Source organism: Pseudomonas sp. KBS0707, from assembly GCF_005937945.2.
Lineage (GTDB): Bacteria > Pseudomonadota > Gammaproteobacteria > Pseudomonadales > Pseudomonadaceae > Aquipseudomonas > Aquipseudomonas amygdali.
On the sequence record NZ_CP041755.1, the window covers coordinates 103408 to 125918 of the forward strand.

Here is a 22511-nt window from a genome sequence, read left to right on the forward strand (position 1 = left end):
ATGCTACCATGCACGAATAGTCAAAGCTTAGTGGCACGAGTTGCAGAACGGTTCCAAGGCAAGGCCGAGACCTGACCCTGGGGTCCGGGTAGCAATGGAACAGCGAACCGACTTAAGAATAATGGCCAGTGACTCCATTCCTGTCATTCCCTATGCCGACTGAGCTGTCCGAAAGAGGATCGTCCTACGGACGCTCAGCAAGCAGCCGCTTAATACCCGCAAATACGCCACCAATCAGGGAGAGGGGTATTCCTGCCTAGCGTGGATTACGTTCATGCATAGGAATTTCAAAATGCCTATGCATCAGGCTGACGCTATGACGGAGGCGTCATGCCTTCAAAGCGATGGGTAGGAAGACGCTGATGCGTTACTTATGCAGTGAAAATCCCTATCAACAAGCATTAATGCAGGTTATTTCACCGCGAAGCCTAGGTGCGGACGCACCTAGGCCCTGTCAGGGCTTCACGTACCTCATCTGCGCAATCGCCTGAGCGTTGAGGTTCACGACCTCGATGCGCTTGAGGGTGACACGTTAGACCAAGACGTAGTTTGGGTGAGCCACCAGCTCGCGAGTGCCTGGCGCTCGCCCAGAACGATATAAATAGGGGTGTTCGGCTACCTGTAACGACCTGCAATCGAAATGGCCCCGACCTGCAATCATCGCGTTTTTCGACCGGGATCGATTGCGTCTATCCGAGCCAGCAAACCGGGATTATTTGCGAATGAACCTGCATTCATCCGGTTAGACCTGCAATCGACCGTCATGAACCGGAATTATTTGCAAGTGATTGCTCGCCGTTGATGTCTCAGTTAAGTACGCCTAAATAGGCTACCATCATGACGACTCTCAATGTCGCGCGGATCTACCTACGTGTCAGTACCGAAGACCAGGACTTGCAGCGCCAAGAAGCAATCATTGGCAAAGCGCTAACCTCGAACCTCGGGCTACTACGTGGCTGCCGGTCTATCGCGAAAACGCCTAGGCGCTCGATCCGACCGTCCCGAGCTGTTGCGCATGATCGAGGACCTGCAACCTGGTGAAGTCGTCATCGCAGAGAAGGCCGACCGAATCAGCCGTCATTGCTCCCCAGCCCCCTGTTCACTACGCATAAACCTGTATCAAAGACTTACGAGCGCACAGGCAGAATATGTATTTCTGGGACCGGAAATCTACTCGAATAGGCTTGAATTATATCTCGCATGCTCTCCTCAACGGTACCTGTGTCAGCTTTAAAACTGTATTCTCCATGATTCGGATCAAATACATGTAATTTGTTACCAGTACAGTGCGTGGCAATCGCATGGTTATCTCCGTTCATCCTCACGATAACAAGAACATGGGACGAATTGGGATCTCGCAGCGTATTTGCCATGCTTCCCATAGCTTGTTCTTCATCGCTCATAATATCAAGAATGCGAGCATTACTGAGACGCAATGAATAATCTCGGAAGGTGGGAGAGAATAATATTTCGTACGGAGTACGAGGATTATTTATTTCATGATTACGGTACGTCTGCTGACGCTCAGCAACTTGTTCCAGGGTCGCTCTATGTCGCATATGATCGATACGTGCTTCGGCCGGTTGTGAGTGATGGTGGACGCGGTCCAACCACGCTGCGGTTAACACAACGCAGGCCGCTCGTTGATCGCCGACTCTTGCCAGCTCATCTGCTTGCTTGAAAGGTATCTCTTTGATGCGTGAAGCTGTGGAGCTGGAGCATCCCCCTATAGTTGCTTGAGTAGTATGTTCGACCGCTGGTTGCAAAGTGTTTGATACTCTCACGCGCATATCCTCTGAAAAGTAGAAACACTGAGTGGTCGAGACCTTCTATCAGTTCCGCTGAAAAGGCATGGCAGCTCAAAGCGCCAGTTTTACCCAGAGGGTCAGTTCTAGGTTGGCGTTAGGTGTAGCGGCTTGCAATCGAAAACAGCCGTGCTCGCAATCAGCGCAATTTTCACGCTTAGATTAACTGCGACCGACAGAGCCGTCTGGCTCAGATTAATTGCGAGCGAGCTTGCATTCAGCCGCATCGGCTTGCATTCCATCGTCTCCGGCTCACATTAACTGCAACTGACCGGTCTTCGGCCCGAATCAAATCGGCAGCCCTGCGGCCAGCATTTTGTCACGCAGTTCAGCGGCTCGGGCCGGATCGAGCGCGTTGCTGAACAGCGCCTTGATCTCGGTAGGCTTGGCGTCGAACTGCTCAACCAAATCTTTGATGCGGTAGCCATGGCGCGTCAGGGTTGGTTCCAGATCATCCAGTTGTCGCGACAGCACAGATTCCACCAACTCCGCTGAGACAGGTTTCTCGCCGGTCAGGTAACCGGCCTCCAGTGCCAGGCTGATGTGCAGTTGGATTTGCAGCGGTGTGCGCAACTTGGTGGCGAGCAGGTCGATGGCGTCTTCGGTCAGAATCGATTCAGCTTCAACCCTGCCCTCCGTGCAGGTCTCCAGCAGCCAGTGGATGTACTCACGCTGACTGCCAGCGATGCCGTCGAGTGAGAAGATGTCGGTGCGGTAGCCAATTTCCTCCATCGTCGGCCGGCGCAGATCGTTACGCAGTTTGGGATGCCCGGCCAGCACCACCGACAACCGACCGTCACCGTCCTCGACCAGCTCCATCAAGCGCTTAAGTCCGGTCAGCGTATGGCCATTGAGGTCATGGGCCTCATCTACGAACAGCGCCACTGGGCGTTTGTTCTTCTTCACCAGCTCGCGCAAATCGCGCTCACGCTTTTCCCCTTGGGTCGGGATGCGTACCTGTTTTTCGGTGGACAGGTCGTAGTAGAGCGCGACGATGAAGGTGGCCAGCTTGATGCTGTGCTTCTCAATGGCAAGGGAACTTGGACACGGTGATTTTCTTCTCTGCCTCCATCACCTGTTGAAGCCGTCGCAGCATCACTGTTTTGCCACTGCCGATGACGCCACAGAGTGCAATCAGGCGGCCTTCGAAGATCGCGCTCTTGATGTCTTTGATCAGTTGCTGATGGTCGGGTCAGCCTTCGGTGTCATGGCATTGAACAGAAAGCGCAGCGCCGTTTCCGCGTCTTCACCGTAAACGCAGTGGTATTCCTGGTAAGCCACACCGCTGCGGTCAGAGGGTGCCTTTTTTAGGAGGATTACCATGTATTGAAATTCCTATACATGAACGCGCGAAGCGGTTGTGCATCCCAACTACCTGGTTGTCTACCGCGTCGGTACAGAGCGCATCAGCATCGTGGACGTCCTGCACGCCCGCCAAGAGTACCCCTAGCTGCCGTCGCCAATATTCCGGCCACTACAACGACTGAAATCAGTTCAGCTTAACGTACTTTAAAATCCTTTTTCTGAGGCGGCCCCATACGGTAATGTTGACCCTCAGTGGTCCGATCACGGATTTCGCCTTGGCGACCGATGCTCTCTTGAAAAACGCTGACGGTCATGGAACAATTTTAAAAGCGTACTTAGCGATATTTTTGGCATCAAGCCTTTGTCTGTTCAGCGGATGCTCGGGCTTGTCTGCCAGGTATTGGGCAAGTTTTTTCATATCCATGAATGTAAGAGCCTTGTTTACCTCTTGGCTGTAAGGCTGCGGCTTATCCGTCGGATTAACCGCTAGACCGATTACCTGCTGATCCGGATTACTCAGTGACAATTCTTCACCAAAAAGGCAGGACGTCGCGTTGTCGGGGTGATCTGCCGCATCTCTGAAACCCAACTCTTCAGATTCAGCATCTGCCTTCGAGATTGTACGCAATTGACTAAATTGTGGAGCTATATCCAAGGCTGCGCGGATATCATTCACAACTTGCTGTCGAGCCGCCGGGTCAGTTATAAAGGATGCAACTACCCTACTTACATCCGCCCCCGGGTTCAGTCTACGCAAGCGTATTGCGTAAGCCACATTATCTTCATTTTCATTCTGCGGTGGCATCACCGCCAATCTTACAGCCCTATTGAGGCGTGAGGATTGAGGCTCTGCTTCTTGCCGCATGCTCTGCTCAATCCATTCTCTTTGGCCAGACAACAACGGTGGGGAACGTAGCAGCCTCCGGCGTCCGGATTCCGCAGAAGATGCGAGCGGCGGCAATTCCGGACTGTTCGTAGTGGTCTGACGCGAAGCGAGCATGCGGTTCAGCGCAGCACTGAAGTTCAACACGGGGTGATCCACCAAGCTCAACTCCTCTGGTATAAAGGGATTAATGCCTACACTTTCTAACGCGCGCCTCAAATCTGGGGGTAGCGGTTCAAGCGACATTATATAGCGACCAAGAGAGGTGCGCAGGCGCTCCATGTCCACTCCCTCTTGAGTCAATCTGCGCAGTGCTTCGTTAGTCTGGTTGGCACTATGATTATGCCTCGCAGCACTGGCGAGGCGTGCTGATTCCAGGTCCAGGCCTTGAGGATGCCTGTCGACCGATGTTCTAGAAGCCGCCGCGCTCGAAGACGAGCTTCGGCCCGGTGTCATCAACATAGTGGACCGCCCAATTAACGAACGCTGGCTGCTTCCTGATGATGAGTCTGCGAGGCGGGCAGGCGTTGACGATTGTATTCTTTGTTGGCGGACCGTTTGACGAAGCCTCTGTCGGAGCTCGTTAGCGAGCACCGAGTCGCTGCTGATTCCAGTCATAGGCATGTTAGGAAAATGTTGAAGCAAGATATCCCGTTCGACTCGAGAAAAAGCTACGGCGTTGTTATCCATTACATTTCTGAGCATGGTGCGAACATTATTAAGATCAGCGCCTCCCCTGACCAACTCCTGAACGATGCGCTCTGCCTGTTGTGCCTCAGGCGACTGCCTGGCTTCTGCGGGCGGAGTGGCGCCTTGGACACGGGCAGGCGTTGCCTCCAGCCATTCTCTGGTTTGCCGCGACAACGCGCTGGATCGTAGCAACCTCTGGCGTCCGGATTCCGCAGGAGATGCGGGCGGCGGCAACTCCGGACTGTTCGCCGAGCTGGCACTGCGACTGGAGTCATGTTCGCGCTCAGTTACTGGCTCGCCGTCTGTGCGCCACTGCCAAAAAAAATTTGATGGTCCTGCTCCGTTGATACCCGGCATATAGACTCTCCACTCCTGATCTCATGGTTGCGAACTGTTCCGGCTTCGGCAATTGGACATGAGTTGGCGATCGGACATAAGTGGTTCCACTACTGATGCATATGGGGTCGATAGAGAAAACGGACAAAATCGTACTACAAGGGCTTCCCCATTGAGCACAAGCCCAATAGTTGCTGTTTGACTCAGCTGCATATGCCGGATCGACGTAAGAAGGTGAAGGACTGCGGTACTACAAACGGTCATCTTGAGCTGATCGCTCGGACCCTGATGAAAGACGCACGTGAGGGCCTCGTTCGCTAACCGGGACTGAATTTCCCATACGATTTTTCAGGTATCCCCCACGCAGGTCCAACCCGCTTCACATCAACGACGGCAGTGCACATTGATCCTTTTATCCGCTCATGATCCTCGCCCTAACGCCTTACAAGGTGATCAGTCATGACCTCTGGTGTTTACGCGCCCGTTGGTTCTGCCTGTTCAGGCTTGAACGTGTCGCCGTAATGCAGAACGGCCCAGGCCATCCTCGCATTCTTGGCGGCAATCGCCACGGCCGCACGCCAGTAACCCCGTCGCTCTATGAGGTTGCGGATCCAGCGACTGAGAGGGTCTTGCTTATCGCCCAGGTTGGCCATGACAGATCGAGCTCCAAGCACCAGTAGACTGCGTAAATAGGCATCCCCGGCTTTGGTGATACTCCCCAGGCGCTGCTTGCCGCCGCTACTGTATTGGCCTGGCGTCAAACCGAGCCAGGCAGCCACTTGGCGTCCGTTTCTGAAGTCGTGCCCATCTCCAATACTGGCCACTAAAGCACTTGCAGTGGTCGAGCCAACCCCACGCAATTGCAGCAGCCTACGGCTACGATCATCTTCGCGAGCGATCTGATTGATGGCTCGATCAAGTTCCACCAGCCGATCCTCGATATGGCTGGTGTGCTCCAACAGTTCACTCATGCACCGTCTTGCCCAGCCAGGCAAGGTGTCCAGACAGGGACCAATCTCTTTTCTCAATCGCTCTGGGCTTTGTGGCAGGACCACGCCGAATTCAGAAAGTAATCCGCGCAGTCGGTTGTACGTAGAGGTGCGTTCTTCGATGAATCCCTGGCGGGTTCGATGAAGGCAAAGAGTGGCCTGCTGATGCTCGTCTTTAACAGGGACAAACCGCATGCTGGGTCGGGTCACTGCCTCACAGATCGCGGCCGCATCTGCGGCATCGTTCTTGCCGCGCTTACCCGACATTCGATAAGGCGAAACGAGTTTAGGAGCCATCAACTTGACCGTATGGCCGTGCTCGGCGAACACCCTCGCCCAATGATGAGCGCCTGAGCAAGCCTCCATACCAATCAAGCACGGGGGCAACTGGGCGATCAATGGCACCAGTTGATCCCGCGCAACCTTGGGCTTCACCAAGGTGGCTTTACCAGCCTCATCGATGCCGTGAACGGCGAATACGGCCTTGGCTAGATCGATTCCCACGGTAATAATTGGCATGGACTTCCCCTCCTGTGGTTTTGATGCAGGTTTGACACTTCATCATGGCACTTCGATGCCGATTCGCGACTTTCGCCGCGCCCTTGGGACGGGGAAGTCCCTTTCATTCGCTAAGGTTTTCCGACGTGTCGTAGCGGCCTGAATTTACCGTCGTCCAGCTTGCGGCTCTGCCGCCAGACGTAATCGCCAGTCAGGTTGACGTGCTCCCAGCCCAACGGCGACAGGTACTGATACAGGTCGGGGTTGTAAGCCGGAATCCCAGAAATTCCCGTCACCCAGTTCCAAGTCCAGCCATGAGTACATCCAAGCGGCGGTCTCGACGAGAGCGACAGACCTTATGCATAGGAATTTAAAAATGCCTATACATCAAGATGGAACTTTTTCTTGCTCGTTGCCACACACTTTAATTTTGCAGGGTCAGTTACCCTGCAAGCCAGTAAGCGGAGAAAATCAGCATATGGTGGGTATCAACAGAGCAGGGTCATCTGGCGCTTATTTAGGTGGGTACACAGAGTCTGAGCGAGCGAGCGCTCGCGACTCGAGCAGCGCTAGACCCTCGAACAGTCCGCAGGTACCGCCTACTTCGACGGCTCCAGCCGGGCGTGAAATGCTTTTGCTACGGTCCACGGAGTTGTCGCGCCGAACCAGAGAGCGGCTCGAGCAGAGCTTTTCGACAGCGGAGGAAGACAAGCAGCAGGCTACTAGCATCGTTCAACGTGGCAGAACAAGGGTCAGGTCAGGGGCTGGTCTTCATCGGTTAGAAATACTTACTCACCAATCTGTGGAACGCGGCTGTTCATCGTCCAAGGCCTTGAGTAGTTCAGATGACGACGTGTCCTCTGCTGAGTCCTCTGAGGCGGATATCGACGCAGTATTTAACTATAGAATTGCAGCGTTGAATAATGCGAACGCTAGTCAATCTTGTATGGGCTTGGCAATCCAATGGCTGCGATTGCGTGATGAGGAGGAGGCGAGTTACAGAATGGAGGCGCTGGATCTTGACCATGCTTCGGACATCCAGAACCAATACGAAAATGCAGCAGGTTCAGTGAGCGGGTCGCGGGAGCAGCGAGAAGCAGGTCGAATATCGGCGCGCAAAACCCTTTTGCGAAGTCAAGATTTGCAGCCTGTAGGTGAACCCTCGGTATTCCATGCGGATCGGCAATCGACCGCATTGCAAAAAATTGCGCGCGATGGTAGCGCCCATTTGATCAGCTTGTGCTTTGAAAACAATGGAAAGCGTGTAAGGCATGCCATCACTGCTTCCAGCTCCGAAGGCAGTGTGAACGTCTTTGATCCAAACTATGGCGAGTTCTCTACCACTTTACCGGAGTTGCCTTCGATGTTCCAGAATCTGATGACCAGATACGGCAGTCGACTGAATGGGCACCTGCAATTGGAGAGCATGGTTATTCAGCGTGTGGAGTGACGCAGCTCGATGTATAGGGATTTCAAAGTTCCTATACAGTGCAGTCCGCCGAAAAAGGCATCTTGGCCAAGTAACGTGGAGCTTACCGGGCTCGCAAGAAGACCCTGTCCGACGAACAGGCCGTCGTAGTCCGGCAACTGGGCTTCCGGGAACCGAAAGCCCAGTTGGCTCGTGAGTTCGGTATAAATAGGGAAACCCTCTACCAATACCTTCGCACGGATGACTGACACATGCCCCGTCGCTCGATCCTCTTGGCCAGTGAGCGCGACACCCTGCTTGCACTACCGGACAGCCAAGATGACCTGATCCGCTATTACACCTTCAACGAGTCCGACCTGTCGCTGATCCGTCAGCGACGGGGTGATGCCAATCGCCTCGGCTTTGCCGTGCAACTTTGTCTGTTGCGCTACCCTGGTTACGCGCTGGCCAGCGACAGCGTGTTGGCCGCTTCGATCAAACAGGGCACCGTCACCGCCTCGTTGATGTTGCGCAAACTGGGCAGTTACCCACGCCAGAACGGACTAGCCGTCGCCCTGCGGGAGTTGGGCCGGATCGAGCGCACGCTATTTATCCTGGACTTGCTGCAAAGTGCCGAGCTGCGCCGCCATGTGCATGCAGGCCTGAACAAAGGCGAGGCGCGCAACGCCTGTTCTTCAATAGCCTCGGTGAAATCAGGGATCGGAGCTTCGAGCAGCAGCGCTATCGGGCCAGCGGATTGAACCTGGTGACCGCCGCCATCGTGCTGTGGAACACGGTCTACCTAGAGCGGGCCACCCAAGGGCTGACTGAGGCCGGAAAGCCGGTGAATACCGATCTGTATAAGTAACTGTCGCCGTTGGGTTGGGAACACATCAACCTGACCGGCGATTACGTCTGGCGGCAGAGCCGCAAGCTGGAAGACGGAAAATTCAGGCCGTTACGACAGCTCGGAAAACCTTAGCGAATGAAAGGGACTTCCCCGTCCCAAGGGCGCGGCGAAAGTCGCGAATCGGCATCGAAGTGCCATGATGAAGTGTCAAACCTGCATCAAAACCACAGGAGGGGAAGTCCATGCCAATTATTACCGTGGGAATCGATCTAGCCAAGGCCGTATTCGCCGTTCACGGCATCGATGAGGCTGGTAAAGCCACCTTGGTGAAGCCCAAGGTTGCGCGGGATCAACTGGTGCCATTGATCGCCCAGTTGCCCCCGTGCTTGATTGGTATGGAGGCTTGCTCAGGCGCTCATCATTGGGCGAGGGTGTTCGCCGAGCACGGCCATACGGTCAAGTTGATGGCTCCTAAACTCGTTTCGCCTTATCGAATGTCGGGTAAGCGCGGCAAGAACGATGCCGCAGATGCGGCCGCGATCTGTGAGGCAGTGACCCGACCCAGCATGCGGTTTGTCCCTGTTAAAGACGAGCATCAGCAGGCCACTCTTTGCCTTCATCGAACCCGCCAGGGATTCATCGAAGAACGCACCTCTACGTACAACCGACTGCGCGGATTACTTTCTGAATTCGGCGTGGTCCTGCCACAAAGCCCAGAGCGATTGAGAAAAGAGATTGGTCCCTGTCTGGACACCTTGCCTGGCTGGGCAAGACGGTGCATGAGTGAACTGTTGGAGCACACCAGCCATATCGAGGATCGGCTGGTGGAACTTGATCGAGCCATCAATCAGATCGCTCGCGAAGATGATCGTAGCCGTAGGCTGCTGCAATTGCGTGGGGTTGGCTCGACCACTGCAAGTGCTTTAGTGGCCAGTATTGGAGATGGGCACGACTTCAGAAACGGACGCCAAGTGGCTGCCTGGCTCGGTTTGACGCCAGGCCAATACAGTAGCGGCGGCAAGCAGCGCCTGGGGAGTATCACCAAAGCCGGGGATGCCTATTTACGCAGTCTACTGGTGCTTGGAGCTCGATCTGTCATGGCCAACCTGGGCGATAAGCAAGACCCTCTCAGTCGCTGGATCCGCAACCTCATAGAGCGACGGGGTTACTGGCGTGCGGCCGTGGCGATTGCCGCCAAGAATGCGAGGATGGCCTGGGCCGTTCTGCATTACGGCGACACGTTCAAGCCTGAACAGGCAGAACCAACGGGCGCGTAAACACCAGAGGTCATGACTGATCACCTTGTAAGGCGTTAGGGCGAGGATCATGAGCGGATAAAAGGATCAATGTGCACTGCCGTCGTTGATGTGAAGCGGGTTGGACCTGCGTGGGGGATACCTGAAAAATCGTATGGGAAATTCAGTCCCGGTTAGCGAACGAGGCCCTCACGTGCGTCTTTCATCAGGGTCCGAGCGATCAGCTCAAGATGACCGTTTGTAGTACCGCAGTCCTTCACCTTCTTACGTCGATCCGGCATATGCAGCTGAGTCAAACAGCAACTATTGGGCTTGTGCTCAATGGGGAAGCCCTTGTAGTACGATTTTGTCCGAATTCTCTAGGCTCCCCTCTTTGCGATTGTTTGGTTGGAATTTGAAAGCCGCAGCTTTCATTGCCAAGGTCGGGACGTTCTCCTCCTCCCAGTCGTCGATATCGTTGCACTCTGGCGGTGAAGGCACGAGTCTGAAGGCGTCTTGCGCGGGCGCCTGTACTTCTCGCTGAACAGTCAGTGGGGCGCCCTGAAGCTGCAGCGCATGGCTGTGCTTGTAAAGATCATGGAATTGCTCCTTGAGCCTGAAGGTGTCAGGCGTGTGGAACTGGATCTCCCAGAGCGCGCCTTCGGGACTGCGCATAGTGACATTGACCGCTTTGAAGGCCGGCTGGTGCTTGGCAAACAGGTTGTTCAGCTTGACGCGCACATGGCCCTGATCGTCCAGTGAGGCCAGCACACCGCGCAAGCCAGCGGTGAAATCCGGCGGTTCCAGTACCACGCTGTACCGCAGCGCGTCGTTCACGCCGGCCACGGCATCTTCCAGGGCCTTGTTTTTCAAAGCCATCTGTTGCTTTAGCTTTTCCTTCAACGAGCCGACCGACTTCAGTTGATGGTCCATGCCCGCCAGTTGCCCAGCATGGGACTCGGCGACGCGCCTCAGCATGTGAGTGACCCTGGGTTCCATCTCGCGAGCACGCGTCAGTAAGTTCTGCGCCTCAAGCGCAATGTCCTCTGGCTGCACAGCGCGCAGGCGCTCGGTGGGCGGTGGCGGTGGGTCGATCAGGCCTGCTTGCCGCAGCGAGTGTAGCGCGTCTTGCATGACGCCCGCAGCCATCGTCGGCATGTTCTGCAGGTCCACCTGGGTCTGCTCGGCGTCGAAGCGACCATCGTGCATGGCCCGGGCAGTCACCTTGCCATACGGTACGCTGCGAACCCGATCAGCGAACCCTCGCTCGGATCGTTCGCACGACTCCACGATCTTGGCGAACAGCGCCGTGCCGGTGTCAGACTTCAGCGCATCGGTGCCCACCTTGATCGCGATGGTGAAGAGGTTGCGCATGCTCAGTTCCGGCTCACCGGGGATGAGCCCCGGTTGCCCTGCCGGGAACTGCGCGTGCGAGAGCCTGCACACCGGGTAGTTGTCGATGATGGCGTGAATCCGTGCCTCAGTATCAGGCGCAGCAAGGTACGCCTGGGCGAGGCGTGGGAAGGCCTCGCCCAGCGCATCCGGCAATGGCGGCACTTCGGCTCGCGATGATGCCCCCGGCTCCAGTCGAAGCAGTTGTGCATGCAGGAGCTCGGCGGCTTCACGTGCCTCGGGCAGGTGGGCGCGCCCGATGGCGTTGTATGCCTGGTTGCGCAGTTCCGTCAACACCTGAGGATCTCTGGCTTTGCCGTCGAGTGCTACACGTAGACCGTTACGCAGGTCGCGCTCAATGCCGTCATAAGTGCCGAACATCATATTGCGCGCCATTGCCTCACGCAGGTGGTCAGGCTGCGCCATGAAGCGCGCTGCCAAGGTGCTGGCCGCCCCCATGATCTGGCCGCCACGTTGCAGAGACATGATCTCGGACAGCCGCCCCGCCTGGTAATGGCCGTTGTCAGGATCAATGGCCGGCGTGGCCGTTTTCGGCGGCTTGAAGGAACGTGGCTGGCCGCGGCGTACCTCACGATCGGCCATCTCGCGCGAAATCAGCGCGGCCAGCTTGGGGTAGCCCGCGTACACGAACGCGTCGTCGCCGTCGGTGTCCATGTTGCGCTTGCGCAGTTCCGGGATAGGCAATGCACCCATGCGTCCGGGCTCCACGATGTCCTTGAGCCGCAGGCTGCCGGTGCTGAGCATGTTCTGCGGCACGGCACTGCGGTCGCGACCGGTCGTCCAGCGCGACAGGGTCTTGAGATCCTCTTTCGAGCAGGCCAGGTCCATGTCCGCGAAATTGGCCGGCCAGTTCTTTGATGGCACCACGATGAGCATGCCCTTGCTGTGCAGCATCTCGGCGTCGCTGCCCGATCCGTCGTCGAAGCCAGTGTAGCTGTACTGGATACCAAAGGACTGCGAGAGGAATTCGGCGGTGGCGTCGCTCTGCGCCACTGTCGCGACGCGTTCTTCCGGCACGGGCAGCAGGTTCTCCTTGTCGTAGGGCGGCTTGCCGATCAGCAAGGCGCCACCTGCGGCGTCGAAGGCCTGGCTGCGCTCGCTCGGTAGGTGCACCTTGTCGTCGGCAGCAGGCACCGCCCTGACTCTTTGGCCCTGGTAGCCGCCGCTGGTGGTCAGTTCGTACAACGTGAGTTGACTCAACTCCGACGGCAGCGCCTGCAACCGGCGCTGCATCGCCTCGTGCGCCTCCTGCAGTGCCGCCTCGTCACGTGGGAAGTGCTGCAGCGCCTGCGGTGCCAGCCGCGTGGGTCCCTTATCCTTGGCAATAAGGTCACGCTGCTCCTGGCTGGCCTCACCGGCCTGCACTGCTTGCCAGGCAGAGAAGTACTCACGGAAGGCCGGTATGCGTAGAGCCACCTCCAGCTTTAGGAAGCCGCAACCATCGTTGGGGCACAGCGCCAATGCATGCCCGTCCGGTGCTGTTGGCTTGAACGGGTGCGCAGGGCCGCTGACGTCTTCAAAAAATCCCAGACGCAGTGTGCCCTCAATGACTTGATCGGTCGGCACCATCTCTAGTAGCGAGCGCTGCATCCGCGACCAGTCTTCGCGCTGCGGGGCAAGCTTGGCGATGAGCTGCATCAGGCTACTGCCCGGCGCGGTGTCTGCATAGCGCATTGCCGGCAGCAGCGACGGTGCTCCGGATGTGCCGGACAGCAACTGGGCGGGGCGACTCATGTGGCCTCGCGTGGCGCGGCTGCCGCCGAACATGTCAAAACGCCAGGGTTCGTCCTGGTAGGTGAGCGTACGCGCGAGCATGAACGTCGAAATCGCCCCAGGCAGTTGGACCTCCACCAGCGGCAAGCCCGTCAGCCGTGTAAATAGCGAGTACGGCTTGTTCGTCTCGGTCGCATTGGTCGACACTTCCTTGCCGCGCAGATCGACCACGATGTGGGTCGTGCTGCCGTTGCCGGGGGCCGGCGCAACGGGCTCGCCGGGTGCCGACTTCATGCTCAGGCGCCCGGCGTCAAGGTCGAACTGGCTCGGTGGATGGGCCTGCGTAATCTTCGCTGCTTCCTTCGTGAGGCGCAGGTCCAAGGCGTCAAATACGATGTCACCGGCCTCGATCTGCGCGATCAAGTTCCAGCTCATCTCGCCGAGGTCCTCCTCGATGGCCTCGCGTGTCCGCTCCAGCGTCCTGTCAACCCATTTCCCCAACTCTTCGCGACGTTGGCGAATTTCCTGGCGCGAGCCTTCGATGTGGCGCGGCTTGCATTGCCGGCTCACCATGCTGTAAGCCTTGAGCACCTGGAAGAAGGTCAGCGCCGGGCATCGAGTGGCGTATTGTTCGAGGTCGGTCGAAGACGGCGGGATACCGCCGGTAAGGTACAAGTCGATCTTGCGCTCGATGATGGGCTGCAACGTATTGAACACGCGCAATGCGTGCCCCCGATGGCGAGAGGTCAACTCTGGGCTGCGGATCAACGGCAAAAATCCCATGCACAGGCTGCCGAGACCCTCAAGGTTAGTTTCCCGTAATCCGTCGTCCTGCGCGAGCACCGCAACCCGCTCCAGCGCCGGCCGTGCCAGCGGACGCATCTGGCGATAAAGTTGCGCCGATGAAAGGGCCTTGAAGAGTATCCCAATATTTCGCGCGGAGGCAGACTCAAAACGCTCACGGTGCAGCTCCAGGTGCCCGGCCATTGCCAGCAGTTTGGCGCGTCCCAAAATTTGGAACTGTTCCTCATCCAGGTGCAGCAGACGGGACATCGCGTTGGCCACCATGGCGAGCCCACGCATCTCGAACTGCTGCCACGGCAACTCTGCCGAGCCGACGCGTTCGGCGAGCAGCAACACTGCCAAATGACATGCCGGCCTTCCGAGGCATCTGCTCAGCGCATTGAGCGACACAGCCACGTGGTGCTCACCCATGGCTTGTCGCAGATCGTTGTCCTCCGCCAGCCTGCCGGCCAAGACATCGGTGGCCTTCTCGCAGTTCGCACGGTTTGGCCATTTGCTCAGGGCGTTGAGTGCGTTGGCCATGTGTTGCGGGTTGACGGCGTTACGCAAGCTGCGCTCATTGGCCAATCGCGAGGCCAGCGCGTTGGCAGCGTCCGCGCAGTCCGGCGTGTCAGGCCATTTGCTCAGGGCGTTGAGCACGTTGGCCACGCCTTGCGGGTTGAGGGCGTTGCATAAATCGCGATCACTGGCCAGTCGCGAGGCCAGCGCCTTGACGGCGGCAGTGCAGTTCGGCGTGTCGGGCCATTTGCTCAGGGCGTTGAGCATGTTGGCCAGTTCTTGCGCGGTGAGGGCGTTGCGTAAATCGCGATTGTTGGCCAGTTGCGAGGCCAGTGCGCTGGCGGCCGCCGCGCAAACCGGCGTATCAGGCCATTTTCCCAGAGCGTTGAGGGCGTTGCGCAGTTCTTGCGGGTTGAGGGCGTTGCGCAAGTTGCAATCATTGGCCAGCCGCGAGGCCAGCGCGTTGACTGCCGCCGCGCAAACCGGCGTGTCGTGCCATTTGCTCAGGGCGTTGAGCGCGTTGGCCACGCCTTGCGGGTCGAGGTCGTTGCGTAAATCGCGATTGTTGGCCAGCCGCGAGGCCAGCGCGTTGACTGCCGCCGCGCAAATCGGCGTGTCGGGCCATTTGCTCAGGGCATTCAGTGTGTTTCCAAACTCTTGCGGTTTGAGGACGTTGCACAACCCAGGCTCGGCTTCCAGCCGCCCGGCCAGTGCGCTGGCGGCGTCCGCGCAACGCGGTGTGTCGGGCCATTTGCTCAGGGCGTTGAGCGCGTTGGCCATGTGTTGCGGGTTGAGGGCGTTGCGTAACTCGCGATCATTGGCCAGCCGCGAGGCCAGCGCATAAGCGGCGTCCTTGCAGTCTGGCGTGTCGGGCCATTTGCTCAAGGCGTTGAGCGTGTTGGCCACGCATTGCGGGTCGAGTGCATTGCACAACCCAGGCTCGGCTTCCAGCCGCCTGGCCAGTGCGCTGGCGGCGTCCGCACAGCGCGGTTTGTCAGGCCATTTGCTCAGAGCATTCAATGTGTTTCCGAATTCTTGCGGTTTGAGGACGTGGCCCAAGTTGTGATTATTGGCCAGCCGCCTGGCTAGTTCGTCGGCGGCGACCGCGCAGCGCGGTATGTCAGGCCATTTGCTCAGGGCATTGAGCGCGTTCGCGACGCTCTGCCCATCCATCGCATGACGCAAGCTGTTGTTGCTGGCGAGCATATCAGCAAGCAAGGACGCCGTGGATTGGCAGTCCGGATTGTCGGGCCACTTGCTGAATGCATTGAGTGCCAGGCCGATGTTCTGCGCGTTCAGAGACGACCGGACCTGGGGATTACGTCGCAGGTAACGTGCCAGACGAGCCACCGCGCGTTCGCACCTGCCGCTGTTGAAGTTCTTGGCGAAGGCGTTCAGGAGTAGGACTGAGTGGCGGCCATCCAGTCCCGATAGACCATCTGCCTGATTGAGCTGTCCGGCGATCCACGCGATTGCATCCATGCACGCTTGCTGGTTCGGGTGCTTGCTCAGCTTGTTGCCCACATGGGCCAGCTGCGTCAGCGATGCACCGTCAAACCACTTGGTCTTGCAGAGATACTGCGCCGCAACCTCCGTGCAACGATCGAGCTCGCTAGGCGTTACGCCTGCCCCTGTGGCCCGCCTTGCATTGGCAATCATCAGAAGGTATTTGTCGAGCCACTGCGCATTGGTTTGCGCGTTGACGTTCTCATCCAGGAAAGGCAGCGCCAGCCCGCAACCGATGTGACGCGCCAGCGCGTTTTCCTTTGCCACCGACACGCACAAGCGAGCGTTGTGGTTCTGAGGCACTCGGCTGGGGGCACTCAGCCATTTCCGATACTGCTCTCGCTGTTCCTGCAGCTGTTCTTTTGCAGCTGGATCGAGCTGATGTTCGGCCCGGTGAAGATCCGCCGCCGTCCACTCCAAGTCATGCATTGGCCGCTTTGGCTGCCGATACGGCTCTCGCTCTTCCCGAGGTCGTTTTCCTGCCGCCCGGTCGAACGTGTGTTCGGCCAGGCGCGCCTCCCAGCCATTCGTTGTTCTTTGTGGCCTACGATGCGATGACGATGCACTGACGTCAGCGGGCGCTCTGTCATGGGGCCGCTCGGACTTGGTACGATGTCGGTCGGTGATATCGTTGCGCAAGTGCGCGTGAATGGTAGGCTGTTGCCGAGCGTCCCTGTCCCGTGCGCGGCCACCGGCTCCAGGTTCATCCTGCTCCACCCGTCGCCGTTTGGCCGGCTGCCGCTCATTGCACCTGGTGCCGGTACTGGCTTCCGGCTGATCCCCGGTCCGCTTGAGCTGGTCCTCTTCACTGAAAGACCGGTTTGTGCTCAATGCGTTTAGATTGACGTTGGGGATTCTCATGCCTGCAATTAGTCCATCCGAATGTAGTCGTTGTCACGGTTGAGTTGTACTGGGCCGTGGTTCTTGGCGGTCAAGGCGTTGTTTGCTGACGCAATACGACCTTTAGCTCTTGCACCTGATCTTCGTACCGACGCTGATATTTGAGCGAGGATCCGCTCATCCAACAGGGCCGCCTCAGTGGCGCGTCCAGCCAAGGTGCCGTTTGGCCGCTCACGCCTCGCGTTCGAACTGCAGTGATGTCTCTGCGCGGCTGTGTAATGAGCGAGCCAGCCTCTTGCCAGGCCTGCTGAGCGGTTGGCTATTTTTGCAGCGTTCCTTAAAGAGGTTTTTGACCACTGACGCTGAAGTTATGTAGCCACCAAATTTTCATTAAAAATGTCGCGTTGTGTGGCCTTTTGGACGGATTTGGTTCCATGCAAACGTAGGTCAACGCCAAAGTTTTATTTGGCGCAGTTAGCCAAAGCGTTCTTAAACGGCGGATCGGTTGGGGGCACGTCAGGGAGCAACGAAACATCAAATGCGCGCCGCCCGGGAGACCGTGCGTGAAAACGAGGGTTCTTGCTACATTCAGACCTTATCTTTAGTCTGGTTCTGTGCCCAGACACGCTTTACCTGGCTGACACTGACACCGGCCAGCCTTGCAGTTTCCGCAATGCTACATCCACCGCTTTTAAGAGCGATGACCCGTTCATGCATTTTGGTATCCGGTTTACGCCCAGCGTACCGACCGGCACCCTTGGCCAAGTCGATGCCTTGGCGCTGTCGCTCTCGCCGGTCCTCGAAGTCGTCACGCGCTATTTGCAAGGCCACACGCAACAGCATGTCTTGTACGCCTTGCAACACCACGTTGGCGACACCACGGGACGCCTCGGTCAATTGCGATAGATCGACGATTCCAGGCACTGCCAGGCGTGCGCCCTTAGCCCTGATCGCGTCCACAAGTTTTTCTGCTTCGACCAGAGGAAGACGGCTGATTCGGTCAATCTTTTCCGCAATGACGACTTCACCCGATTGCAGGTCCTCGATCATGCGCAACAGCTCGGGACGGTCGGATCGAGCGCCCGAGGCTTTTTCGCGATAGACCGCAGCTACGTAGTAGCCTGACTCTCGAGCATTGCCAATAATCGCTTCTTGGCGCTGCAAGTCCTGGTCTTCGGAACTGACACGCAGGTACACCCGCGCAACGTTGAGAGTCGTCATACTTTAATCCTTTAGATACGTTCCTGATTCAACACTACGTTTACGCTTCCCAGGGGTTAATGACATTCAACCCGGCAGCCTCGAAAGGGCCAGTGTTTCGGGTGGCAACGGTGAAGCCGTTGGCGAGGGCGATGGCTGCAATGAAGGCATCTGCCGTTTCGACCGCCAACCCGGCTGCGCGGGACTTGGCCAGCAGCTCGGCATAAGCCTTCGTACAAGTCATATCGAACGACAGCACCCTATTGGCGAACATCGGCAGCAAGTGCTTTTCCAGGTTTTCACGTAAGCTATCCTGGCGTTTTCCGACAGGCATCAGCGCGATACCAGCACGCAACTCGGCTACCGTGATGGTGGACAGATAAAGCGTTTCCAGCGCTTGTGCGTCGATCCAGTCAAGGACGTGGGCATTGGGCTCTCGGCGCTGCGGTTCTGAAATTACGTTCGTATCGAGCAGGATCATTCAAAGCTCACCGCACGGGCCGGAGACGTGATGCGCGTGTTCTCAAACAAGGTGTGTTCTTTATCGGTCAGACCACCAACCTCACGGGCAATAGAAGCCAGGAACGAGCCAAGTTTCACACGTCCCTCGGGTCTCGCCGCCCGCTCCAAGATGTCGCGTATTTCGGCCTCGGTGCTGCGCCCGTGCAGGGCAGCTTGGATGCGGATTGCCCGATGCACTTCATCGGGTAGATTTCTTACGTTCACGTTTGCCACTTGGTAGTTACCAGTTTTTGCCATCAGTGGTATCACTATATGCTTTTGATACCATAAATCAAGAATGCTTGATTGGTCCATTTTGGTATACCCAGATAGGCCATGATTTATCAGCTATGGCTCAATGGGTATAACCGCAAGCCTATAGAGCCATCTTAGAAAGAACCACCATGTTGAGCCATACCGAAAGCCCGAGGCAGGTCTTACGCTGGTTTCTGTTCCGTTACGCCCTAGACCCCTATCTGCATAAATTCATATTTGAATTCCTCAATGAATCCCTAAATGAATTCATAAAGAAATCCTTGGGAATTCCCCAATGAATTCCTATTGAATTCTTTTGAGATATCGTTCAGGATATCCGGATAGATATCTGCATGAATTCCTAAAGAATTCACTGCGGATATCGTTAAGGATATCCATAATGATATCTTTTTGAATTCCTGATAGATACTATAGGTGCTTATATGCCGGTCATATCGTTCGTGTCCCCCAAAGGCGGGGCTGGCAAGACAACATCTGCCCTTGCGCTGGCCACTCAGATTGCAAAGCGTGTGCCTGTGACAGTGATTGATGCTGACCCAAATCACCCCATAGACTCCTGGTCAAAAGGGGGGGCGGTTCCAGAGAACATGACTGTTATCTCCGGTGTAACAGACCAAACGATAAGTGACACCATTGCGGAAGCAGCAACCAAGACGCCTTTTGTAATCGTGGATCTTGAAGGCACAGCGGCGACAATCGTCGCGTACGCTATAGCGGAGTCTGATCTGGTTATAATTCCTTCCCAAGGATCGCAGTTGGATGCTGAGCAAGCCAGTAGGGCGTTTGGTCTCATCAGAGCGCATGAGCGAGGCATTCAGAAGCATAAGCCCGACTACAAATTGCCCTACGCGGTCTTATTTACGCGCACCTCCGTCGCAATACAAAGCAGGGACACACGGCATATTCGAGAGAGTTTCAAGAAAGGCGGTATCCCGTTTTTTGAGGTTGAACTCAACGAAAGGGCTGCCTTCAAAGCCATGTTTTCATATCGTCAAACCTTGGAATTGCTTCCTCGCAACGAAGTATCCAATGTAGATAAAGCCATTGATAATGCTGAGGTTTTCGCTCGCGAAGTTATTGCCAAGCTTACACCTGGCGATGCAAAGCCTATGGAGGTTGAAGCATGAGTCGAGTCGATCCTTTAGAAGGCCTGAAGAATTTTGAGCCTAAGCCTGCTGCTAGCCAAAAGTCGAAACAGGAAAGTGCTGCACTTGAAGAGCTGGCAAGCGAACATGGCTTCGTAGCCCGGCATCCAGCCCCATCAAATGCACGAGTCGATAGATCAAAGCGAAGGTTCACAACCGGCAGAAATATCCAAATCAATATCAAGGGCGATCAAGCTACTAAAGATGAGCTTTATCGCCTTGCAGATGACATTGATGCTCCCCTAGGGGAGACCCTTAAAAGGGCGCTGTCAGCACTGGCGCGTGAGCTGAATTCAAAATAGGCTGGTCAGCAGGGCTCCTAAAGGGTCAGCGTCTGTAGAGTCGAATAATTGGAACGCTGGGGCAGGGCAGGGCCTCACATTAGGACATTTACATGTTCCAGTGAGGCTCTATGTGCAGCCATTATGAAGCACCGTCACCCCACCAGGTCGCTGAAGCTTTCGGCGTAGCACCGTTCGACCAGGGCAGACTTGATTTGTGGCCTGGCCACCTAGGCCCATTCCTACGTAGCGCTGACGGCCGCGCTGAGGACAATGAATCTCCCGAAGCCATGGAGGTGCTGACTGGCTCCTTTGGGCTGATCCCGTCCTGGAGCAAGGACAGTAAAATTGCCAGGCGCACTTACAATGCTCGATCAGAGACAGTGGCCGAGAAACCGTCATTCCGGCATGCTTGGTGCCACGCGCAACACTGCATTATTCCTGATCGGGCCTACACATGGAATGCTCAGCAAACGGCTACCCAGATCATCATCGGCCACTTGGCATGCCAGCTCTTTATCCATTGCCTTGATTTGCTCATCCAGATAGATGAGGTGATTGTGCAAACGCTGCAGCAGCACCGTCAGACGAACGGGAAGTTCATGCTCAGCCAAAACAACCGCCAGACGCTTCATGATGGCCAAACCTCTGGGCAGGCTGACGCCAAATTCCAATAGAAAACCGTGCATCTGATTAGCGGTTCTGGTGCGATCACGCACCAACGATTCGCGCATCCGATGGAGTACAGAAAGGGTTTGCTGGGATTCAGTCTTGGGCGTAACGAAACGCATCGAAGGACGAGAAGCGGCTTCGCAAATCGCCTCCGCGTCGACAAAGTCGTTTTTGTTGCCCTTGACGAAGGGCTTGACGAACTGCGGGGAAATCAGCTTGGGCGTGTGTCCAATTGCCGCCAACTGACGAGCAACACAGTGCGACCCCGCACAGGCCTCCATTGCCACGACACAGCTCTGCGAGCTGGCAAAAAATTGCATCATTTGCGCCCGTGAACATTTTTTGCGAAACACCTCCCGGCCTGAATTATCCTGGCCGTGCAGATGGAACGTATGTTTACCGAGATCAATACCTATCAGCGCTGACTCGCTCATGATGATGCCCTCCGAAAATAAAGCACCCTGCTAAAGCTTAGCCCTCGCAGGGTGTGGGGGTGACCATCTCATTAGGCTACCGCGCTCTTGATGTCGGAAGAGCACGAGCGCATGCGCTGATTGATCAGCTCAGTGCCCGTGAATCGGTTGAGTTGCTGTGCGAAGCCTTTGAAGTACCTCGCTCGTGCTACTACAACCATCGCCTTAGACGGCGCAATCCAGACGTTGAGCGAGTCCGGCTACGCAGCCGGGTCAACGAGCTGTTTACACAAAGTCGAAGCGCTGCCGGCAGCCGCAGCATCGTGTTGATGATGCATGAAGATGGCGAGCAGATTGGCCGGTTCAAGGTACGTAGCCTGATGCGAGAGCTGGGATTGATCAGTAAGCAACCGGGATCGCATGCTTATAGAAAAGCGACGGTGGAGCGACCCGATATTCCGAATATTTTGAATCGAGCATTCGATGTTCCAGCGCCCAATCAGGTGTGGTGCGGCGATATCACTTACATCTGGGCACAAGGGAAATGGCATTACCTGGCTGTGGTTATGGATCTTTTCGCGCGCCGAGTGGTGGGCTGGGCGTTATCGAGCAAACCGGATACTGATCTGGTAATCAAGGCGCTGGATATGGCCTACGAACAACGCGGCAAGCCGCAGGGCCTGCTGTTTCACTCGGACCAGGGCGCCCAGTATGGCAGCCGACAATTTCGCCAGCGGCTTTGGCGATACCGCATACGCCAGAGCATGAGTCGTCGTGGCAACTGCTGGGATAATGCGCCGATGGAGCGGGTGTTCCGGAGTTTGAAAACTGAGTGGATACCGACCGTGGGCTACATGACGGCCCAAGAGGCTCAGCGAGACATCAGTCATTATCTGATGCATCGCTACAACTGGATTCGGCCACACCAGTTCAATAACGGACTGGCGCCAGCTCAGTCCGAAAAAAGACTTAACGTCGTGTCCGGGATCAGTTGACCACTACAAGATCTGCAGATGTAGCAATCTGAGCATCCTCTAGCTTCTTAGGTTTCCTACCATCAGTATCTGGAATCCCCGCCTCAGCCTTAGCCAAAGCATAAAGGTCGTCCAGATCAGAAATACTCAGTGTACGGTTTTGGTAGAGTCGAGCTACCGCATCTTGCTGCCAGGCAGAAAGTCCCTTAGACCACGCGTGGATTTCCTGAATAATCGTCACCGGCCTTCTCCTTGGCGTCAATCCGCACCAGTACT

General features: G+C 56.5%; 12 protein-coding genes and 11 pseudogenes. 11 read left to right on the forward strand and 12 right to left on the reverse strand.

Going from position 1 to position 22511, the window contains the following annotated elements:
* Positions 1-837: 837 nt before the first annotated feature.
* Positions 838-1078 (forward strand): annotated as a pseudogene (locus FFH21_RS29395) (recombinase family protein); the annotation flags it as partial.
* A gap of 49 nt (positions 1079-1127) precedes the next feature.
* Here the strand turns inward: FFH21_RS29395 and FFH21_RS29400 are convergent.
* From FFH21_RS29400 to FFH21_RS30800, 3 genes and pseudogenes are all read right to left on the reverse strand, one after another.
* Positions 1128-1784, reverse strand: coding sequence for a YopT-type cysteine protease domain-containing protein (locus FFH21_RS29400; protein WP_011282458.1), 657 nt, complete (start codon positions 1782-1784; stop codon positions 1128-1130).
* Positions 1785-2093: 309 nt separating this feature from the next.
* Positions 2094-2991 (reverse strand): annotated as a pseudogene (locus FFH21_RS30145) (ExeA family protein); the annotation flags it as partial.
* Positions 2992-2996: 5 nt separating this feature from the next.
* Positions 2997-3101 (reverse strand): annotated as a pseudogene (locus FFH21_RS30800) (hypothetical protein); the annotation flags it as partial.
* Between the two features lie 49 nt (positions 3102-3150).
* On the opposite strand from FFH21_RS30800, the pseudogene FFH21_RS29415 reads away from it, so the two are divergent.
* Positions 3151-3255, forward strand: a pseudogene (locus FFH21_RS29415) (type II toxin-antitoxin system RelE/ParE family toxin); the annotation flags it as partial.
* A 165-nt stretch (positions 3256-3420) separates the two neighbouring features.
* On the opposite strand, the gene hopAB1 reads toward FFH21_RS29415, so the two are convergent.
* The 3 genes and pseudogenes from hopAB1 to FFH21_RS30155 form a co-directional block, all read right to left on the reverse strand.
* Positions 3421-5040: a type III secretion system effector protein HopAB1 gene (hopAB1, locus tag FFH21_RS29420; RefSeq protein ID WP_011282445.1), complete on the reverse strand. Its 1620-nt coding sequence runs from the start codon at positions 5038-5040 to the stop codon at positions 3421-3423.
* 452 nt (positions 5041-5492) lie between these two features.
* Positions 5493-6527 (reverse strand): IS110-like element ISPsy16 family transposase, encoded by a 1035-nt coding sequence (locus tag FFH21_RS29425; protein ID WP_011168770.1) that lies wholly within the window; start codon positions 6525-6527, stop codon positions 5493-5495.
* Positions 6528-6637: 110 nt separating this feature from the next.
* A pseudogene (locus FFH21_RS30155) lies at positions 6638-6763 on the reverse strand (hypothetical protein); the annotation flags it as partial.
* Between the two features lie 371 nt (positions 6764-7134).
* Here FFH21_RS30155 and FFH21_RS29430 point away from each other — a divergent pair.
* The 5 genes and pseudogenes from FFH21_RS29430 (at position 7135) to FFH21_RS29450 (ending at position 10041) form a co-directional block, all read left to right on the forward strand.
* Positions 7135-7956 carry a C58 family peptidase gene (locus FFH21_RS29430; RefSeq protein WP_041924904.1) on the forward strand — a complete coding sequence of 274 codons (822 nt, stop codon included), beginning with the start codon at positions 7135-7137 and terminating at the stop codon, positions 7954-7956.
* Positions 7957-8030: 74 nt separating this feature from the next.
* Positions 8031-8183, forward strand: a pseudogene (locus FFH21_RS29435) (helix-turn-helix domain-containing protein); the annotation flags it as partial.
* Between the two features lie 3 nt (positions 8184-8186).
* Positions 8187-8345, forward strand: a pseudogene (locus FFH21_RS31260) (DUF4158 domain-containing protein); the annotation flags it as partial.
* Positions 8346-8396: 51 nt separating this feature from the next.
* A pseudogene (locus FFH21_RS29445) lies at positions 8397-8896 on the forward strand (Tn3 family transposase); the annotation flags it as partial.
* 110 nt (positions 8897-9006) lie between these two features.
* Positions 9007-10041, forward strand: a complete 1035-nt coding sequence (locus tag FFH21_RS29450; protein ID WP_011168770.1) for an IS110-like element ISPsy16 family transposase — start codon at positions 9007-9009, stop codon at positions 10039-10041.
* Positions 10042-10338: 297 nt separating this feature from the next.
* On the opposite strand, the gene xopAD is transcribed toward FFH21_RS29450, so the two are convergent.
* From xopAD to FFH21_RS29475, 4 genes are all read right to left on the reverse strand, one after another.
* Complete coding sequence (gene xopAD, locus FFH21_RS29455) at positions 10339-16794, reverse strand: XopAD/skwp family type III secretion system effector (protein ID WP_011282500.1); 6456 nt, start codon at positions 16792-16794, stop codon at positions 10339-10341.
* Positions 16795-17361: 567 nt separating this feature from the next.
* Positions 17362-17994, reverse strand: a complete 633-nt coding sequence (locus FFH21_RS29465) for a recombinase family protein (RefSeq protein ID WP_004666965.1) — start codon at positions 17992-17994, stop codon at positions 17362-17364.
* A gap of 40 nt (positions 17995-18034) precedes the next feature.
* Positions 18035-18454 (reverse strand): type II toxin-antitoxin system VapC family toxin, encoded by a 420-nt coding sequence (locus FFH21_RS29470; RefSeq protein WP_004661570.1) that lies wholly within the window; start codon positions 18452-18454, stop codon positions 18035-18037.
* Positions 18451-18708 carry an Arc family DNA-binding protein gene (locus tag FFH21_RS29475; protein ID WP_003381346.1) on the reverse strand — a complete coding sequence of 86 codons (258 nt, stop codon included), beginning with the start codon at positions 18706-18708 and terminating at the stop codon, positions 18451-18453. The genes FFH21_RS29470 and FFH21_RS29475 overlap by 4 nt, the downstream gene beginning before the upstream one ends.
* Before the next feature lie 464 nt (positions 18709-19172).
* On the opposite strand from FFH21_RS29475, the gene FFH21_RS29480 reads away from it, so the two are divergent.
* The 3 genes and pseudogenes from FFH21_RS29480 to FFH21_RS29490 form a co-directional block, all read left to right on the forward strand.
* Entirely contained in the window at positions 19173-19877 is a 705-nt protein-coding gene (locus FFH21_RS29480) for a ParA family protein (RefSeq protein ID WP_004661990.1), read from the forward strand.
* Positions 19874-20197 (forward strand): hypothetical protein, encoded by a 324-nt coding sequence (locus tag FFH21_RS29485; protein WP_004666942.1) that lies wholly within the window; start codon positions 19874-19876, stop codon positions 20195-20197. The genes FFH21_RS29480 and FFH21_RS29485 overlap by 4 nt, the downstream gene beginning before the upstream one ends.
* Positions 20198-20307: 110 nt before the next feature.
* A pseudogene (locus FFH21_RS29490) lies at positions 20308-20619 on the forward strand (SOS response-associated peptidase family protein); the annotation flags it as partial.
* On the opposite strand, the pseudogene FFH21_RS29495 reads toward FFH21_RS29490, so the two are convergent.
* A pseudogene (locus FFH21_RS29495) lies at positions 20620-21282 on the reverse strand (IS110 family transposase); the annotation flags it as partial.
* A gap of 74 nt (positions 21283-21356) precedes the next feature.
* On the opposite strand from FFH21_RS29495, the pseudogene FFH21_RS29500 reads away from it, so the two are divergent.
* Positions 21357-22256: pseudogene (locus FFH21_RS29500) on the forward strand (IS3-like element ISPsy24 family transposase); the annotation flags it as partial.
* Here FFH21_RS29500 and FFH21_RS29505 read toward each other — a convergent pair.
* Positions 22249-22476 carry a hypothetical protein gene (locus FFH21_RS29505; protein ID WP_004666856.1) on the reverse strand — a complete coding sequence of 76 codons (228 nt, stop codon included), beginning with the start codon at positions 22474-22476 and terminating at the stop codon, positions 22249-22251. The pseudogene FFH21_RS29500 and the gene FFH21_RS29505 overlap by 8 nt on opposite strands.
* Positions 22477-22511: the final 35 nt, after the last annotated feature.

What these genes read in the sequence shown, in the direction of transcription:
- hopAB1 (WP_011282445.1), bottom strand. Translation starts at nt 5,040, where the DNA reads ATGCCGGGTATCAACGGAGCAGGACCATCAAATTTTTTTTGGCAGTGG.
- FFH21_RS29425 (WP_011168770.1), bottom strand. Translation starts at nt 6,527, where the DNA reads ATGCCAATTATTACCGTGGGAATCGATCTAGCCAAGGCCGTATTCGCC.
- FFH21_RS29430 (WP_041924904.1), top strand. Translation starts at nt 7,135, where the DNA reads ATGCTTTTGCTACGGTCCACGGAGTTGTCGCGCCGAACCAGAGAGCGG.
- FFH21_RS29450 (WP_011168770.1), top strand. Translation starts at nt 9,007, where the DNA reads ATGCCAATTATTACCGTGGGAATCGATCTAGCCAAGGCCGTATTCGCC.
- xopAD (WP_011282500.1), bottom strand. Translation starts at nt 16,794, where the DNA reads ATGAGAATCCCCAACGTCAATCTAAACGCATTGAGCACAAACCGGTCT.
- FFH21_RS29465 (WP_004666965.1), bottom strand. Translation starts at nt 17,994, where the DNA reads ATGACGACTCTCAACGTTGCGCGGGTGTACCTGCGTGTCAGTTCCGAA.
- FFH21_RS29470 (WP_004661570.1), bottom strand. Translation starts at nt 18,454, where the DNA reads ATGATCCTGCTCGATACGAACGTAATTTCAGAACCGCAGCGCCGAGAG.
- FFH21_RS29480 (WP_004661990.1), top strand. Translation starts at nt 19,173, where the DNA reads ATGCCGGTCATATCGTTCGTGTCCCCCAAAGGCGGGGCTGGCAAGACA.
- FFH21_RS29485 (WP_004666942.1), top strand. Translation starts at nt 19,874, where the DNA reads ATGAGTCGAGTCGATCCTTTAGAAGGCCTGAAGAATTTTGAGCCTAAG.